Below are 16,331 nucleotides of genomic sequence, written 5' to 3'. Positions count from 1 at the left end.
TCTTGCCGGGGCAGATGCTGTCGCCCAGATGCCTACCAGGAGGAGCCGAGCGTCGCCTGGCACTGGGTCGTGTTGCTCGCCGCGGGCGGAACCGGCGCGCTGCTGATCGATCTCGCCGGCTACACTCCCGCGATCGCCGCTGCCTTGGGCATGATGCCATGAAGCGCCGCCTCACCTGCGACGTCCCGCATTGCGGCCAACCCCGCAGAGGCTGGCAGCGGCTGTGCGAGGGTTGCTACCGCAAGCTCCCCGGTGAAATCCGCGTCGGCATCGCGGCGGCGAAGCACGAGCGTCGCACCAAGGATTGGAACGCTCTGCGCCGTCGCGCGGCCGAGTTCCTCAACATCCGCCCCGCGATCACCGCCCTCGATGCCGCGCTCCCCCGCCTGTCGGCCGAGCGCGTGTTCGAACTCCACCAACGCATGCTTGGCGAAAGGACCGACACATGAGCTATGCTGAAAATACGACCGTTCCAGTCGAACGGTCGATCGCCGAAATCATCAGCCTTGTTAAAAAAGCAGGCGCAGAGCGGGTCGCGCAATATGACGAACCTGATCGATTTACCGTCGCGTTCGATCTGGCCGGCCGGCATGTACGCTTCCGCGTCGCACTCCCGCAGATCAATGATGTTCCCGAGGTTCGGGGCGATGGTCGCCGTAGAACGACCGCTGAGCTCATTGCCAAGCGTGACGCCCTGCAACGGCAACGGGGCCGGGCACTCCTGTTGGTCATCAAGGCCAAGCTCGAGAGTGTAGAAAGCGAAGTCGAGACCTTCGAGGAAGCGTTTCTCGCCAATATCGTGATGGCGGACGGCGCAACTGTCTATGAACGCGTCGCTGCGCCAATCGCGCTGGAATACGCCGACAGCCGCCCGCAAACGCTCCTCCTTTCCGGCCCATCGGGCAGGTCGAAGCCATGAGCGCCAATCTCGTGCTCATATCATCGCGGCGTACCGGCAAGTCGATCTACCCGGCCGCGCTTCGCGACCTGATCGACGCGATCGACTTCACGGCTGTCGAGGAAGGCGCGGCCCCGATGCCGGAAACGGTTGAGGCGATCGTTCGGCACCTGGCGAAGCTCTACCCCAACGGGGGCAACCAATTCTGCGCAGCGATCGAGCAGGCCGTCCGCCTCGCCTGGCGCGCGCGCCACGAAATCCAAAAAATTCGGGAGACCCAATCGTGAGCCACCTTACCGTTGAAGCGGCGGCGATCCTTGCCGCATCCCAAGCGACAGAGGCGACGGCAGAGCTGCTACGATTCGCACGCGAAGGCCAGTATAGCACGCGCATTCCCTTTGCAGAGAACGTGACCGGCTTGCTTGCCGAAGCGCTCAAGCTGGCGCTGGAGATCGACACGCCTGGAGATGAGGCGCTGATCGAAGCTGAGGACCGCGCGCTATTCGCAAACCTCAAGACCTCGCTGGCAGCATTCATTGAAGGTTGGGTCGCATGAAGCGCCGCACTGCTACCAAAGCACCGCCCTGGACCAATCAGGAACTGGCCATCCTCGCCGATATCTATCCGCGCGAAGGCATGGCTGGCGCAGCCGATGCGCTCCCCGATCGTGGCCAGCACGCGATCGAGCAGAAGGCTCACAAGCTCGGCCTTCGCTCGCCGGTCGTAAACGAGGCACCGAAGCTCGTGCTGCAGGGCGAACGGCTTGAGCGCGCAATCGCACTGTACGAACAGGGCATGGCTTTCACGGCGATTGCCCGCGATGTCCGCTGCACGCCGACCGCGACCACCAATGCCATCCTGATCGCGCTGTGCCCGCGTCGCGGTTACCGCCCGGGTGAGCGCGATGCGAGCGGCCGCTTGACCGAGGAAACGAAGGAGCGGCTCCGGTACATGCTGAAAAAGGGCCTGAAGGCCGTCGATATCCAGCTTCGCCTGGGGATCAGCGCGGCGCGGGTGGCCGAGGAACGGCGTCGCTACAATGTCGATCTTGCCAGCCGCGACAAGGCTCTCCTGCCGCCCCCCGGCGCTGGCGAGCAATATTCGGGCGTGCGGCTGCCCAAGGCGACCCGACGCGCGGTCGAGGAAGCGTTTCTGAAGGGTTTCGGCACGACGATCGTCTCGCGGATGACACGCGTCTCCAAACCCAGCGTCAAGAATATTCGACGCGCCCTGGTCGCGCGGTTGGCGCGCAAAGGCGAAGCGCTTCCCGGCTGCGATCGATCCGGCAAGCGGCTCGGCGCAGCGAAATACTCGCCGCACCATATTCCCGAGGCGTCGATCGCCGGTCTTCGCACCCGGCTGATCGCGGGCGAACCCGTCGCGCACGCGGCAAAGGCGATCGGGATCGGTAGCTGCGGGGCCTATAAGATCCGCGATGCGCTGCGCGCCGAGCTTGCGGCAGAGGGTCGCACCCTGCCCGCGCCGATCCGGCTCGGCCGCACAGCGGCGCAACGCGCGCGCGCAGCCGAGGCTAACTGGCTTCCCAACGGCCGAATGCAGGAATTCCGCCAATTGGTGCATGTCCATGGCCAAGACGAGGCCAAATGCATCCTGATCGAGCGCATCGCGCAAGAACAGCACGCCGAAGCCATCGCCCACGCGATCGAGCGTACCCGGCCGAAGTCGTTCGAAGAACAGCTAGCCCGCATAGCGCGGGGCGAGGTCACGATCAGCGAGAAGCTCATCATGCGTCGCCCGGATCCAGCAATGACGCTAGGCGGGATCGCCACGGGGGCGCTATGAGCGCGGCCGAGCTAAGCGGCGCGACGCCGGCGGAGGGGAAACGGACGGCGAAGAAGGTCGACCGCCACCCTTGGGATTGGTACGTCGAGCAAGCCTGGGTGACACACCGGCTCTGCGATGTCGTCGAGCTCGAGCGCCATGTCCATTATATCGATCCGACGTGCGGTAACTGCACCATCCCGCAGGCGCTAACCGACCGAGGCTTCATGGCGTTCGGAACCGACAAGTTTCAGCGAACGAACAGCCCGCTATTCCTGAACGAGCATGATTTCATCGGCGATCAGATGTTGCTGATCGAGCATTGGCATCCGCTGTCGATCGTCATGAACCCGCCCTTTAGCTGCCAGGATGGCAAGCTCGTGCGCGGCCTGGCCGAGAAATTCGTCCGCAAAGCGTTGGCGATCGCCACGCACAAAGTCGCGGTGCTGCTGCCGGTCAAGTGGCTGGCCAGCGCTGGTCGCGTGCGGTTGTTCCAGGACTTCCCGCCAAGCATTTACATCCTGTCGGAGCGGCCCTCGATGCCGCCTGGCGACAAGATTGAGGAGCTGGGCGAGCGGTTGGCATGGAAGCGTGGCAAGGTCGATTACATGTGGGTCGTGTGGGATCTGCAAGCGCCTAGGCTCAACCATGCGCGCACGTTCTGGATCCCGCCTCGGCCTAAGCTCGCAACGGACGCGCAGCTCCCGCTGGAAATGGCCGCGTAATGCCCATCCGTCCGGAAAACCGCGCCCGCTATCCCCGCCAATGGAAATTCATGGTTGCCCTCGCCGCCCAGCGCAGCGGGGGACGCTGCGAATGCGACGGGAAGTGCGGCCTGGAGCACCGTGGCGGACGGTGCGAGGCTGTGAATAGCCAACCGCACCCAGACACCGGCTCGACAGTCGTGCTGACGCTCGCGCACGAACATGGCGTGCCGCTGGAGGAGACGAGCATCGCCCGCATGTTCCATGCCTGCCAGCGCTGCCACAACCGGTATGACGCGCCGATGCGTCGCGCCGGCATCATGGCCCGCACCCGCGCCATGTGCGCGATTGGCGACCTGTTCGACCAGTGATGACGACGCTCTTGACCCCTCCGGAAGCGGCCGCGCGAATCCACGTCTCTACCAAGACCTTGCGCCAACTGCGCCGCGAGGGGCACATTCGCTATGTCGCGATCACCGACCGCACGATTCGATACCGGCCCGAGGACTGTGACGAGTTCATCGCCAGCCGCGCCCGGAAGGCCCCTGAATGTCCGTCTACAAGAAAAAAGACTCGCCGTATTTCCACTACGATTTCGTCTGGAAAGGTCGTCGCTTTTACGGGTCGACGGGGGCTAAGAACAAGCGGGATGCGCTGAGGCATCAGGACATTGAGCGCGCCAAAGCGAGGCATGGCGGCGAAGCCCGCCCCCCTATTACCTTGGATGAGGCGTGCGGCCTCTATGAGGATAAGGTTGGCGAAACGCCGAGCTGGATAGATACCGAACGGACGATCAAGGCGTTACTCGCTGGGATCGGCAACGCCAACCTGCTCTCTGAGATCAACCAGCGCGACTTGCTATCGTTGGTCGCAAAGCGCCGGGCGGGCCGTGCGAACGCGTCGGTCAATCGCGAGATCGAAGTCTGGCGTGCAATCTGGCGCTGGGCCGACAAAGCCCGGTATGACGTTGGTGAAATGCCAAATTGGGGAGCGCTGTTCTTAAAAGTCGTGCGAACCGACCCGCGCGAGCTAAGCGCGATCGAGGAGCACAAGCTGTTCGGCGAAATCCGACGCGACCTGTTCGACTTCTGCTCTTTCGCGTTGAAGACCGGCTGGCGCCTGAGCGAGGTGATCGGCTTGCGCTGGGTGGATCTCGACATGGCCAATGCCTCGGCCGTGACCCGGATCAAGGGCGGCGACGTCGTCAAGCGCCCGCTCACCCAGGAGATGATCATCATCATCGCGAACCAGCCGCGTGTGGACCTAATCCCAAACGTGTTCACATATATCGCAGTGCGGACCAGGCCGGGGTTCGTCGATGCGCTCGGCCGCAACCAACCTATCCGGATCAAGGGGCAGCGCTACCCTATGACGGAAAGCGTGCTGCGCAAGCCTTGGGTCGCTGCCAAGGAAGCCGCCGGCGTCGAGAATTTCCGCTTCCACGATCTACGCCATACCCGCGGTACCAGGATCCTGCGCGCGACCGGCAACCTCGCCGTCGCCAAGGAAGCGCTCAAGCACCGGTCTATCAAGACCACCCTGCGCTATGCCCACGCGACCGATGATGACGTGCGCAGTGCGCTCGATGCGAGCGAGTCCCGCAGTATTCCCGAAGTGAAGCCCTCGCACGTCCGTAAAGTCTAGCTAAACCAGGACTTTAAGATACCGCAGGTCCCCGCGGTGTAAACGAGACGCTCTACCAACTGAGCTAATCGCCCCCGTGCTCGGGACGCTGCCTCTTAGCGCGCTTTTCCGTCGGGGCAACCCTGCGCGTCGCCGAACCGGCGTAGCGATGGCCTATACCATGACGACGCCGCCCCGCCCGACGGCGGCGATATAGTTGCGCATGCCCGGGCTGGCCCGGTCGGACAGGCCCAGAAAAGCGCGGCGGCGATCGAACGGATCGGGCTGTCGCTCGAACAACCCGGCCTCGGTCATCCGCGCGATCCAGCGCAGCGCCGTGGTCGGCGCGACCGCGGCGGCGATACACAGGCTCGAGACCGAGACTTGCGCACGCTCCAATTCGGCCGCGAACAGATCGAGCAGCATGTCCCAGGCCGGGTCCTCGAACAGGCCGTTCCCGAAATATTGGTCACGCAGGCGGCGGGCGCGAATCGTCTCGCGAATGTCGCGCGCGGTCACCTCCGGCGCATCGGCGGCGGGCGGCGGCGCGCGATAGCTGTGGGTCGGTTCGCCGACCGCACCGCCGCGACGGTCCGCATAGCGCAAATCGCCGTCACCGCGGGTGAGCCGCGCAAGCGTCTCGGCGATCCGCGCCACTTCCGCGTTCAGACGCTGCAAGCGCACCGCCTCTGCGCTGCGGCCGACGTCGTGAACACGGTCGTTGCTGCGCATCCCCGCGATGCACAAGGCCGCGATTCGTTCGATATCGCTTGGCGCGCACAACAATTCGACGCCAGGTCCGGCCAGGGTCGCGGTGAGGAGATCGATCTGTTCGAAATCAAGCGTGACCACGATCCGCGCATCCCCGCGTCGACCGATCGCATCGAGCATCGGCAGCACCGGGGCGATGTCCGCATCGGCGGCACCGCGTGCCTCGGCGAGCACGACGGCCAGCGGACCCTGCCGATCGAGCCGCTCGGCCGCTTCACGCCAGCGCACCCGCCCACGAACCTGTCCGCCCGCCGCCATGACGGCATGTTTGGGCCCGTCCCCCATTTCGCTTTCGGCGATGACGAGCGCTGCCGGTGTCATCGCCGACGTTCCGCTGCCCCAACCCTGCACTGCCGCGCCGCTAGCCTTATCCATCATGGCTTCCCCTTCGACCGGCCCCACTTGCCCCGGCGCGAACATGGAAATTACGCATTACGCCAAATCGGAACAGTCAAAATACCGCCGCTTCGGCGGCAATCCGGGACCGCCCCGCGCGCTACGACCTGAATTGGTCCGAAATGGTGGCATTCGCTGTGCGTATCATTCGTATCGCACAGGCGGACGATGCTTTCTTCGCGCCACTTTGACGGGATCGGGCGGATCGATCCCCCAGATCACTCCGCTGGATCAATCCCCTGGATCAACCCCCTGGATCAACCCCCTGGATCAATCCAACGACTTGACGATTTCCTCGACCATCTTCTTGGCATCCCCGAGCAGCATCATCGTATTGTCCATGTAGAACACGTCGTTGTCGACGCCCGCATAACCGACGCCCCCCATCGAGCGTTTGATGAACAAGACCGTCTTGGCCTTTTCGACGTCGAGCACGGGCATGCCGTAGATCGGCGAGGTCTTGTCGGTCTTGGCCGCCGGATTGGTGACGTCGTTCGCGCCGATGACGAAAGCGATGTCGGTTTGCGCGAATTCGCTGTTGATGTCCTCCAGCTCGAACACGTCATCATACGGCACGTTCGCCTCGGCGAGCAGCACGTTCATATGCCCCGGCATACGCCCCGCAACCGGGTGGATCGCATATTTCACGCGGACGCCGTGCGCCTTCAACTTGTCGCCCATTTCGCGCAGCGTGTGCTGAGCTTGCGAAACCGCCATGCCGTAGCCGGGGACGATGATGACCTGTTCGGCTTGCCCCAGCAGGAACGCGGCGTCCTCGGCGCTGCCGCGCTTCCACGGGCGCTGTTCCTTGGCTTCGCCGCTGCTCGGCCCCGCATCGCCGCCGAAGCCGCCCGCGATCACCGAGATGAAGCTGCGGTTCATCGCCTTGCACATGATGTAGCTGAGGATCGCGCCCGACGAGCCGACCAGCGCGCCGGTGATGATCATCGCGGTGTTGTGAAGGGTGAAGCCCATCGCCGCGGCCGCCCAGCCCGAATAGCTGTTAAGCATCGACACCACGACCGGCATGTCTGCCCCGCCGATCGGGATGATCAGCAGGAAGCCGATGACGAAGCTCAGCGCGGTGATCGTCCAGAAGATCCACGGGCTCTGGTCCTGCGTGAAATAGGCGACCAGACCGAGGATCGCCGCCAGCACGCCGAGATTGATGATGTGGCGGCCCGGCAGCATGATTGGCTTACCGCCCATATTGCCGTTGAGTTTCAGGAAGGCGATGACCGAGCCGCTAAAGGTGATCGCACCGATCGCGATACCCAAGCCCATTTCGATCCGGCTCTGCACGAAGATGACGCCATTCTCGGCGATGCCGAACGCCTCTGGATTGAGGAACGCCGCCGCCGCGACGAGCACCGCCGCCATGCCGACCAGCGAGTGGAACGCGGCGACGAGCTGCGGCATGTCGGTCATCGCGATTTTCCGCGCGGTGACGAGGCCGATCGCGGCACCGATGCCGATCGCGGCAAGGATCTCGATGATCGTGACGACGTCTAAAAGGGCTGCCTCCGGCGGAAAGCCTCCAGTCTGAACAACCTGAGAGGGCACATGCGTCACCAGCGTCGTCACCACCGCGATGGTCATGCCGATGATGCCCATGCGGTTGCCGCGCTGGCTCGTCGCCGGGCTCGACAGGCCCCGCAGCGCGAGAATGAAGCATACCCCCGCGACGAGATACGCGAGCGATGCCCAGGGATTTGCCGTCACATGTTCCAAAGTCTTCAACCCCTTACCGTCACCCCGGACTTGTTCCGGGGTCCACCGCGCCATTAGCCCCAGCGTCAGTGGATGAGTGGACCCCGGCAGCAGGCCGGGGTGACGAAATTAGTGTTTCGCCGCCGTCGGCGCTTTTTTCTTGTACATCGCCAGCATCCGCGCGGTGACCGCAAAGCCGCCGAAGATATTGACGCTCGCCAGCACCACCGCGAGCAGCCCGAGCCATTTCGACACCGCACCCCCGCTGCCGATCCCGATCGCCGCACTGGCGATCAGCGCACCGACGATGATGACCGAGGAAATCGCATTGGTCACCGCCATCAACGGCGTGTGCAACGCGGGCGTCACCGACCAGACGACATAATAGCCGACGAAGCAGGCCATCACGAAGATGGAAAGGATCGAGATGAAGTCCATGCCGTCAGTCTCCGACCAAGTCGCTTAAAGTCACAAGAGTCGCACTATCGCGCATGTCGTTGGACGTCGGCCCCACGTCATTTGGCAGACCAGCGGCACGATACCGATCAGCCGCGATGTAGGACAGCGCGCTCACCCCAACAACCGCGCGTTGACGACCTTGCCACCCTGCGTCAGCCGGATCGCGTCGCCGATCTCGGCGTCGAGCACGGGCTTGCCGGCTTCCTTGTCCCAAAAGGCGCTGAGGAAGTTGAACAGGTTGCGGCTGAACAGCGCGCTCGCATCCGCCGCGAGGCGGCTCGGCACGTTGCGATGGCCGACGATCGACACGCCATTCACCACGACGATCTCACCCGCGACCGCACCCTCGACGTTGCCGCCAGCCTCGACCGCAAGATCGACGATCACCGAGCCGGGCTTCATGCTGGCGACCTGCGCCGCCGAGATAAGGCGCGGGGCGGGGCGGCCGGGGATCAGCGCGGTCGTGATGACGATGTCCTGCTTGGCGATATGGCCCGAGACCAGTTCGGCCTGCGCGGCCTGATATTGGGGGCTCATTTCGCCGGCATAGCCGCCCGAGCCTTCGCCCTCGATGCCAGCCACGTTCTCGACGAAGATTGGCTTCGCGCCGAGCGACTGGATCTGCTCCTTGGTCGCCGAGCGCACGTCGGTCGCCGAGACCTGCGCGCCCAATCGCCGTGCGGTGGCGATCGCCTGCAGCCCGGCAACGCCAACGCCCATTACGAACACGCGCGCCGCCGAAACCGTGCCCGCCGCCGTCATCATCATCGGGAAGGCGCGGCCATAGGTCGCTGCCGCATCGAGCACCGCCTTATACCCGGAAAGGTTCGACTGCGACGACAGGATGTCCATCGATTGCGCCCGCGTGATGCGCGGCATGAATTCCATCGCCAGCGCCTCAAGGCCCGCAGCGGCATAGCCATCGATCCGCGCGCGATCCGCGAACGGGTTGAGCGCGGCGACCAGCCATGCCCCCGGCGCGACGCCGGCCAGCGCGGCCGCATCCGGCCCCTGCACGCCGAGCACGATCTCCGCGCCCGACAGCACGCCCGCGCGATCCGCCATGGTCGCGCCCGCCGCCGCATAATCCGCATCGGCGATCGACGCCGTCTCACCCGCACCCGCCTCGACCGCGACGGTCGCGCCGAGGCCAATGAACTTCTTCACCGTTTCCGGTGTCGCGGCGACGCGGCGTTCGCCCTCGGCGGTTTCGCGCAGGACGGCGATCTTCATCCTACTTCCGCGTGATCAGGAAAATCACGGCGGCGGCCACGATCGCAACGATGATCGCGCCGTATTTCATCCAGCCGATGACCTTGTGATAGGTCGCCTGGTGGACCTGAATGTCTTTTTCAGCAGCCATTGTCTCATCCCTCGAATGCATGTTTCAGTCTCTGCTTAGCGGTCACGCGCGCGCCCCTCAACCCCCGCGATTGCGGCGGCACGAATCGGGGTGTGATCCATCTTTCTGTCCCTGCTGTCTCGTTGCGGGGCGTTTAAGCCCGCTTTCATACCTTATGCCTATGGTTAGCGGCTGAACCTGGGACGAAATGGGATGGCGGATGACGCGTAACGGACAGCGCCTGCTGATGTTGATCGATGACGAACCAGCGCAGCGCCGTCTGGTCGCGGCGATCGCGGCGCGGCGCGGCTGGCGCGCGATCTTCGCCGCCGATGGCGAGATGGCGATTGCGATGCTCGGCACGCAGGACGGGATGCAGCTCGACGCGGTATTGCTCGATCAATGGGCACCCGACGCCGACCCCACCGTGCTGATCGCCGAACTGCGCAGCCGCCGCCCCGCGCTGCCGCTGTTGTTGCTGACCGCCAACGGGTCGGTCGCGCAAGCCGTCACCGCGATGCGCAGTGGCGCGACCGATTTCCTGGTCAAGCCGCTCGCCCCCGAACGACTGCTGAGTGCGCTCGACGCGGCGGTCGCGGGCAAATCGGCGGGCGAGTTGCGCCCGCTGACGGAGAAGATCCCGGCGCTGCTCGCGTTCGACGAGATCGTCGGCTCGGCGCCCGATTTCCGTGCCGCGCTCGCGATCGCCGCTAAGGCGGCGCGCGCCCGCGTTCCGGTGCTGCTGGAAGGCGAAAGCGGCGTCGGCAAGGAAGTCGTCGCCGAGGCGATCCACGCCGCCTCCCCGCGCGGCAAGAAGGCGATGGTCGCGGTCAATTGCGGCGCGTTGCCGCCCAACCTCGTCGAATCCGAGCTGTTCGGGCATGAGAAGGGCGCGTTCACCGGCGCGTTCGAACGCAAGATCGGGCGCTTTCAGGAAGCCGATGGCGGCACGCTGTTCCTCGACGAGATCGGCGAGATGCCGCTCGACGCGCAAGTCAAATTGCTGCGCGTGCTGCAATCGGGAGAGATCCAGCCGATCGGCGCGCGCCACACCCGCGAAGTCGATGTCCGTGTCATCGCGGCAACCAACAAGCGGCTGATCGAGGAAGTCGAAGCCGGGCGTTTCCGCGAGGACCTCTACTATCGGCTCAACGTCGTGCAGGTCACCATTCCGCCGCTTCGCGAACGCACCGGCGATATTCCGGCGCTCGCACGCCATTTGCTCGCGCGCATCGCGCAGCAGCCGGGGTTGCGGCCGCTCGGCATTACCGACGATGCACTGGCTTTGCTCGGCCATTACGATTGGCCGGGGAACGTGCGGCAGCTTCAAAACGCGCTCTTCCGCGCCGCCGTGCTGTGCGACGGGGCCGCGCTGACCCGCACCGATTTCCCGCAGATCGCAGCCCTTGGCGGGCAGCGCCATACCACGCCAACCCCCATGCCGATGGCGACCAGCGGCGGCGTCACGCTGTTCCATGCCGACGGAAATCTACGCGCGCTGGAGGAGATCGAGGCCGATGTCATCCGCCTCGCGATCGGCCATTATCGCGGGCGCATGACCGAGGTTGCGCGGCGGCTGGGGATCGGGCGCTCGACGCTGTATCGCAAGCTCGGCGAGCTGGGGATCGACAACGCTGCGGCGTAAGCGTGGCCGATTGACTTGCCCTTGCCGCCGACGGAAAGGTTCGGCGGCGAGGAGGCAGTATGGACCACGCGACACTGTTGAAGGCAGCGCAACGGCTGGTCCGCCCGGACGAGCGCATTCTGCTGCCCGGCTTCATCGCCGAGGAGGACCGCCTGCACCTGCTCGACTGGGCGCTTTCGACCGAGCCATATCTGCGCGAGAATGGTCCGGCGCGGCTGTGCAAGAAGACCGAGTTTATCCCGACCGTCGACGCGCGCTATCACGCCGTTCGGCTGGCGATTCAGCGGCATATGGGCTTGCCCGACGATAGCACGCCCGAGCCCGATCATGGCTGGCTGGTGAGCATCATCAAGGCAGGCGGCCAAGTCCATCCGCATATCGATTCGACGCCGCCGGGAACGCGCCATTTGCGCTGCAACCTGTTCCTGCAACTGCCCGAAGCGGGTGGTCGCCCGGTGATCGCGGGCGTGCCGATCGACGTCAGCGAGCGGATGCTGCTCGCTTTCTACCCGAGCGAGCGCCAGCATTGGTCGGAGCCGTGCGAGGGCGACCGTGCCCGCGTGATGTTGTCGTTCGGTTACGTCGTGCCGGCCGACTATCGCTTGCCCGGCTGAGCCGTCAGCGCCCGACCAGCGCGCGATCGCGCAAGCCCCGCCACACGCGCACCGCCTGCACCGTTTCCGCAACATCGTGAACCCGGAGCATCTGTACCCCCGCCGCCACTCCGGCCAGTGCTAGCGCGACCGACCCGCCGAGCCGCTCCCCGACCGGTGCTTCGTTCGACAGCGCGCCGATCATCCGCTTGCGGCTCGCGCCAAGCAGGATCGGGCAGCCGAGGCCGTGGAACATCGCCAGGCCGTTGATGAGCGCGAGATTGTCCGACAGCGATTTGCCGAAGCCGATGCCGGGATCGACGATGATCCGTGCGCGATCGACGCCGCCCGCGACCACCGCCGCGATGCGGTCCTCGAGCCAGTCGAACACCTCGACCACGACATCCTGATAGCCCGAGCCACCATGCGGCCCTTTGCTCGGCTCGGGCGAGTGCATCAGCACGACCGGGCAGCCGGCCTTCGCCACCACCTCCAGCGCGCGATCATCCCACAGCAAGGCCGAGACGTCGTTAACGATCGCTGCCCCCGCCGCCAGCGCGGCCTCCATCACCGCGGCCTTGCGCGTGTCGATCGAGACGAGCGTGCCGCTGCGCGCGAGCCGTTCGATCACGGGGACGACGCGGCTAATCTCGTCGCCTTCCCACACGGTGGCGGCACCAGGCCGGGTCGATTCGCCGCCGACATCGATCATCGCCGCCCCCGCCGCCGCAAGCGCGACCCCGGCACTCGCGGCCGACGCCGGATCCTCGTGCAGTGTGCCGCCGTCGGAGAAACTGTCGGGCGTGACGTTGAGGATGCCCGCGACGCTCGGCTGGTCGAAACGCAGCGTCCGCTCCCCCAGCACCAGCGGGGCGAGCGGGGCGAGCGGGGCGGTGATAGCGGCGTGGAGCCGGGCCGCGCGTTCGTCGGTGAGCAGCGCGTCGAGGTCGGCGATCGCGACGGTGCGCCGCCGGTCGTCCTCGATCACTTCATAGGCAGAGAACCACAGCATCCCGCCCGCCAACCGAGCGACTTCTCCATCGCGACCGATGGGGGTGTCGACGAACTGGATCGGGCGGAGGTGGAGAGTCATTATGCGTCACCCCGGACTTGTTCCGGGGTCCACCGTGGTGCGATCCCCGCGCGATGTGCTTTGCGGCACAGCGGATGCCGGAACAAGTCCGGCATGACGGCGCGTCTAAATCTGCGTCGCCAGCAAGTACGTCTGCCGCAGCGTGTCGATCGGCTTCAGCCCCTCGGGCGTCTCGTGATGCCAGAAGGTCCAGCCGTTGCAGGCTGGCGCGTTCTGCAACAGCGACCCGAGTTTGTGGATCGAGCCCATTTGCCCGCAGACGCTCTCCAAACTGCCATCGGCGCGGACCAGCGCACGATGCTTGCGCTTGGCGTCGCACAGCACGTGGCCGGCGGTAAGATAGCCATTTTCGACCAGGACCCCGAACGCCACTTTCGGCGCGGACTTGGGGCTTTGCATCGTCTTCAGCGCCGATTCGTCGAGCGGCAGCGCCGCTTCGATCCGCTCCTCGGCCGCCGCGATATAATCCGCCTCGCGCTCGATCCCGATCCAATGCCGCCCGAGCCGCTTGGCGACCGCACCGGTCGTGCCGGTGCCGAAGAACGGGTCGAGCACCACGTCGCCGGGCTTGGTACAGGCCAGCAGGATGCGATAGATCAAGGCCTCGGGCTTTTGCGTCGGGTGGACCTTCACGCCGTCCTTCTTCAGCCGCTCCGGCCCGCCGCAGACCGGGAATTCCCAGTCGCTACGCATCTGCAATTCGTCGTTGAGCGTCTTCATGCTGCGATAGTTGAAGGTGTATTTGGCCTTCTCGCCCATCGACGCCCAGATCAGCGTTTCATGCGCGTTGGTGAAGCGCGTGCCCTTGAAATTGGGCATCGGGTTCGACTTGCGCCAGACGATGTCGTTGAGGATCCAATAGCCCAGATCCTGGATCGCCGAGCCGACCTTGAAGATGTTGTGATAGCTGCCGATCACCCAGATCGCGCCATTGTCCTTCAAGATGCGCTTCGCCTCGAACAGCCATTCGCGGGTGAATTTGTCATAGGCCGAGAGCGAATCGAACTTGTCCCATTCGTCGGTAACGGCATCGACATGGCTGCCGTCGGGCCGCGACAGATCGCCGCCGAGTTGCAGGTTGTAAGGGGGGTCGGCGAAGATCAGGTCGACCGATTTGGCAGGGAGTGCCCGCATCATGGCGATACAGTCGCCGCGCAGGATCTGGTCGAGCGGCAAGGCCGCAGGTGCCACGACCGGGGTCGCGACCGCCTTCGCCTCCGCCCGCCTGATCTTTTCCAAAACCCCCATCGTCATCGCCCCATTCGTCTTCGTGGCGCGCATCCCTGCGGATGGCAGACTCCGCGTCAAGCAAACATTGGTTAACGAAAAACCCTGACAAATGGTTAACCAGGCGGAACATTTCGGGAAGCCGACCAGATGTTGAGTCCCGACTTATCCACAGGCGCAACCGCTGGGGTGTGACGCAAAAGACTCGGATTTCGCGAAAGCCTCCGCGACGGGCCGAAAACTGCGGCGGTGGAGCGGGCACGGGCCGTGATCGCGCAACGCGCGGAGGTGATCGGGCGCGCCATAGCCCTTGTTCGCGTGCCAGCCATAGTACGGATAGGCCTCGGCATGGGCCAGCATGATCGTGTCACGGGTATGCTTGGCGATGATCGAGGCGGCGGCGATCGACAGGCTGATCGCATCGCCCTTCACGATCGGCGTCGCGTCGAAACCCCATTTGGGCAGGCGATTGCCATCGACCAGCACATGCCCCGGCGCGCAGCCCGCCACCCCGACCAGCGCCTCCACCGCCAGCGTCATCGCCTTCATCGTCGCCCAATAGATGTTGAGCCTATCGATCTCGTCCGCCTCGACCACGCCGATGCCGACCAGCGCGCAGCCGCGGAGCCGGTCGTACAGCCGCAAGCGTTCAGCGGCGGGCAACTTCTTCGAATCGTTGATGCCGCGCGGGATACCGCGCGCGGGCAGGATTACGGCGGCGGCCACCACCGGCCCGGCGAGAGGCCCGCGCCCGGCTTCGTCAACCCCGGCGACGGGGGCGAGGCAGAGCTTTTCGTGGCGGAGCGAGGGTCTGGGGCTGGCCATCAGTCGATCCGCCACGGCGGATAGCGGCGATTCGCACCAGCCTGATACAGGCACAGCATGTTGCCCGCCGGATCGCGCAGCCGCGCCTCGCGCCACAGCCACTCCTGGTCGATCGGCAGATGTTCGAACACCAGTCCGGCCGCCTGCAACCGCGCGACTTCGGCGTCGAGATCGGTGCATTCGAGGAACACCGCCGCCGCCGCACCCTGTTCGATCGACAGCGTTGCCCCGCCGGGGGCCTCGAACCGGGCATAATGATCGGGGCTGTCGACGACCTGTTTCAGGCCGAGCGCCCGGTAGAAATCGCGCGCGGCGGCATAGTCGGTACAGCCGAGCGTTACCTGATTGAACCGCAGTTCCGGTCCGAGATCGAGCCGGACCGATTGATGTCCCATCGGGCCATGCCCGCCACCGAGGCCGGGCGCGTCTTTAAGCGCGAGCCGGACGAACTGGCGCGCGCGGGCGATGGCGGCGGGCAGCGGCAGCCCCGCCGCAAGGAAGGTGGCGATGGCCGAGGCGAGCGTACAACCGGTGCCATGGGTCGAGGTCGAGTCGATCCGGGGGGACGTCCAATGGGCAATCTCGCCGGTTTCATCGATCAGCCGATCGGTGAGGGTGTCGCCGTCGCCGTGACCGCCCTTGATCAGGACGGTGGTGCCGAACGCTTGGGCGAGATCGGCGGCCACCTGCCCCATTCGTGCTGCGCTTGTCGAAGCAGCGCCCGCCATGAGCGGCGCGCGCGCGGCGCGGCGCCCTGCGACGGGCTCAGGGCGACAGGAGGAGAGGAGTGCTGCCAGCTCCGGCAGATTGGGCGTGACCACCGTGGCGGTTCGCATCAGCCGTTCGAACGCCGCGATCGTGTCGGCATCGGCCAGCACATCGCCGCTCGTCGCGACCATGACGGGGTCGAACACGATCGGCAAACGTAAGCCCCTAGCAGGAAGCCGCTCCAGCACATCCGCCACGGCATGCGCCGTCTCGGCCGATCCGATCATTCCGATCTTCACCGCATCCACGCCGATGTCCGACACGCACGATTCGATTTGCGCGATCACCATGTCGGTCGGCACCGGCATCACCGCCTGAACGCCGAGCGTATTCTGCGCGGTGATCGCGGTGATCGCGGTCATGGCGTGGCCGCCGAGCATCGTGACGGTCTTGATGTCGGCCTGAATGCCCGCGCCGCCGCCCGAATCAGAGCCAGCGATGATGAGGATGCGCGGCGTCACCGGTCAGCCCTTAAAGTCACACGAGTCACACCAT

20 protein-coding genes are annotated in these 16,331 nt (G+C 65.4%); 11 read left to right on the top strand and 9 right to left on the bottom strand.

Features of this window, described 5'->3' with window-relative positions; genetic code table 11:
- Positions 1-158: 158 nt before the first annotated feature.
- From HMP06_RS15060 to HMP06_RS15020, 9 genes are all read left to right on the top strand, one after another.
- Complete coding sequence (locus tag HMP06_RS15060) at positions 159-449, top strand: hypothetical protein (protein ID WP_176497807.1); 291 nt, start codon at positions 159-161, stop codon at positions 447-449.
- Positions 446-919 (top strand): hypothetical protein, encoded by a 474-nt coding sequence (locus tag HMP06_RS15055; RefSeq protein ID WP_176497806.1) that lies wholly within the window; start codon positions 446-448, stop codon positions 917-919. Before HMP06_RS15060 ends, HMP06_RS15055 begins: the two co-directional genes overlap by 4 nt.
- Positions 916-1,185: a hypothetical protein gene (locus HMP06_RS15050; RefSeq protein ID WP_176497805.1), complete on the top strand. Its 270-nt coding sequence runs from the start codon at positions 916-918 to the stop codon at positions 1,183-1,185. Before HMP06_RS15055 ends, HMP06_RS15050 begins: the two co-directional genes overlap by 4 nt.
- On the top strand, positions 1,182-1,454 hold the full coding sequence (locus HMP06_RS15045; RefSeq protein ID WP_176497804.1) for a hypothetical protein: 273 nt from the start codon (positions 1,182-1,184) through the stop codon (positions 1,452-1,454). The genes HMP06_RS15050 and HMP06_RS15045 overlap by 4 nt, the downstream gene beginning before the upstream one ends.
- The gene (locus HMP06_RS15040; RefSeq protein ID WP_176497803.1) at positions 1,451-2,701 is read left to right on the top strand and encodes a hypothetical protein; all 1,251 of its coding nucleotides are present in this window, start codon (positions 1,451-1,453) and stop codon (positions 2,699-2,701) included. Before HMP06_RS15045 ends, HMP06_RS15040 begins: the two co-directional genes overlap by 4 nt.
- Positions 2,698-3,405: a hypothetical protein gene (locus HMP06_RS15035; protein ID WP_176497802.1), complete on the top strand. Its 708-nt coding sequence runs from the start codon at positions 2,698-2,700 to the stop codon at positions 3,403-3,405. The genes HMP06_RS15040 and HMP06_RS15035 overlap by 4 nt, the downstream gene beginning before the upstream one ends.
- A 140-nt stretch (positions 3,406-3,545) precedes the next feature.
- Complete coding sequence (locus tag HMP06_RS15030) at positions 3,546-3,755, top strand: hypothetical protein (RefSeq protein WP_176497801.1); 210 nt, start codon at positions 3,546-3,548, stop codon at positions 3,753-3,755.
- A complete protein-coding gene (locus HMP06_RS18090; protein ID WP_176497800.1) occupies positions 3,755-4,042 on the top strand; it encodes a helix-turn-helix domain-containing protein in 288 nt (95 codons plus the stop codon). Before HMP06_RS15030 ends, HMP06_RS18090 begins: the two co-directional genes overlap by 1 nt.
- A complete protein-coding gene (locus tag HMP06_RS15020; protein ID WP_176497799.1) occupies positions 3,934-5,028 on the top strand; it encodes a tyrosine-type recombinase/integrase in 1,095 nt (364 codons plus the stop codon). Before HMP06_RS18090 ends, HMP06_RS15020 begins: the two co-directional genes overlap by 109 nt.
- A gap of 153 nt (positions 5,029-5,181) precedes the next feature.
- On the opposite strand, the gene HMP06_RS15015 is transcribed toward HMP06_RS15020, so the two are convergent.
- The 5 genes from HMP06_RS15015 to HMP06_RS14995 form a co-directional block, all read right to left on the bottom strand.
- Positions 5,182-6,153, bottom strand: a complete 972-nt coding sequence (locus HMP06_RS15015; protein WP_176498582.1) for a hypothetical protein — start codon at positions 6,151-6,153, stop codon at positions 5,182-5,184.
- Positions 6,154-6,444: 291 nt separating this feature from the next.
- The gene (locus HMP06_RS15010) at positions 6,445-7,905 is read right to left on the bottom strand and encodes an NAD(P)(+) transhydrogenase (Re/Si-specific) subunit beta (RefSeq protein ID WP_232089977.1); all 1,461 of its coding nucleotides are present in this window, start codon (positions 7,903-7,905) and stop codon (positions 6,445-6,447) included.
- Between the two features lie 108 nt (positions 7,906-8,013).
- Entirely contained in the window at positions 8,014-8,322 is a 309-nt protein-coding gene (locus tag HMP06_RS15005; protein ID WP_176497797.1) for a proton-translocating transhydrogenase family protein, read from the bottom strand.
- Positions 8,323-8,454: 132 nt separating this feature from the next.
- On the bottom strand, positions 8,455-9,576 hold the full coding sequence (locus HMP06_RS15000) for an NAD(P) transhydrogenase subunit alpha (protein ID WP_176497796.1): 1,122 nt from the start codon (positions 9,574-9,576) through the stop codon (positions 8,455-8,457).
- Between the two features lies 1 nt (position 9,577).
- Positions 9,578-9,706: an aa3-type cytochrome c oxidase subunit IV gene (locus HMP06_RS14995; RefSeq protein WP_176497795.1), complete on the bottom strand. Its 129-nt coding sequence runs from the start codon at positions 9,704-9,706 to the stop codon at positions 9,578-9,580.
- A 199-nt stretch (positions 9,707-9,905) separates the two neighbouring features.
- On the opposite strand from HMP06_RS14995, the gene HMP06_RS14990 reads away from it, so the two are divergent.
- Positions 9,906-11,330: a sigma-54-dependent transcriptional regulator gene (locus tag HMP06_RS14990; protein ID WP_176497794.1), complete on the top strand. Its 1,425-nt coding sequence runs from the start codon at positions 9,906-9,908 to the stop codon at positions 11,328-11,330.
- Between the two features lie 59 nt (positions 11,331-11,389).
- Positions 11,390-11,944, top strand: a complete 555-nt coding sequence (locus tag HMP06_RS14985) for a hypothetical protein (protein ID WP_176497793.1) — start codon at positions 11,390-11,392, stop codon at positions 11,942-11,944.
- A 4-nt stretch (positions 11,945-11,948) separates the two neighbouring features.
- On the opposite strand, the gene folP is transcribed toward HMP06_RS14985, so the two are convergent.
- From folP to HMP06_RS14965, 4 genes are all read right to left on the bottom strand, one after another.
- Positions 11,949-13,016: a dihydropteroate synthase gene (gene folP / locus HMP06_RS14980; RefSeq protein WP_176497792.1), complete on the bottom strand. Its 1,068-nt coding sequence runs from the start codon at positions 13,014-13,016 to the stop codon at positions 11,949-11,951.
- Between the two features lie 105 nt (positions 13,017-13,121).
- Positions 13,122-14,264 (bottom strand): site-specific DNA-methyltransferase, encoded by a 1,143-nt coding sequence (locus tag HMP06_RS14975; RefSeq protein WP_269473384.1) that lies wholly within the window; start codon positions 14,262-14,264, stop codon positions 13,122-13,124.
- A 144-nt stretch (positions 14,265-14,408) separates the two neighbouring features.
- Entirely contained in the window at positions 14,409-15,068 is a 660-nt protein-coding gene (locus HMP06_RS14970) for a ribonuclease HII (RefSeq protein ID WP_176497791.1), read from the bottom strand.
- A complete protein-coding gene (locus HMP06_RS14965; protein ID WP_176497790.1) occupies positions 15,068-16,297 on the bottom strand; it encodes a bifunctional hydroxymethylpyrimidine kinase/phosphomethylpyrimidine kinase in 1,230 nt (409 codons plus the stop codon). Before HMP06_RS14965 ends, HMP06_RS14970 begins: the two co-directional genes overlap by 1 nt.
- Between the last annotated feature and the right edge of the window lie 34 nt (positions 16,298-16,331).

Source organism: Sphingomonas sp. HMP6, assembly GCF_013374095.1.
Lineage (GTDB): Bacteria > Pseudomonadota > Alphaproteobacteria > Sphingomonadales > Sphingomonadaceae > Sphingomonas.
Note: the sequence above shows the minus strand (reverse complement) of the source record. Positions and strands in the feature narration are given on the sequence as shown.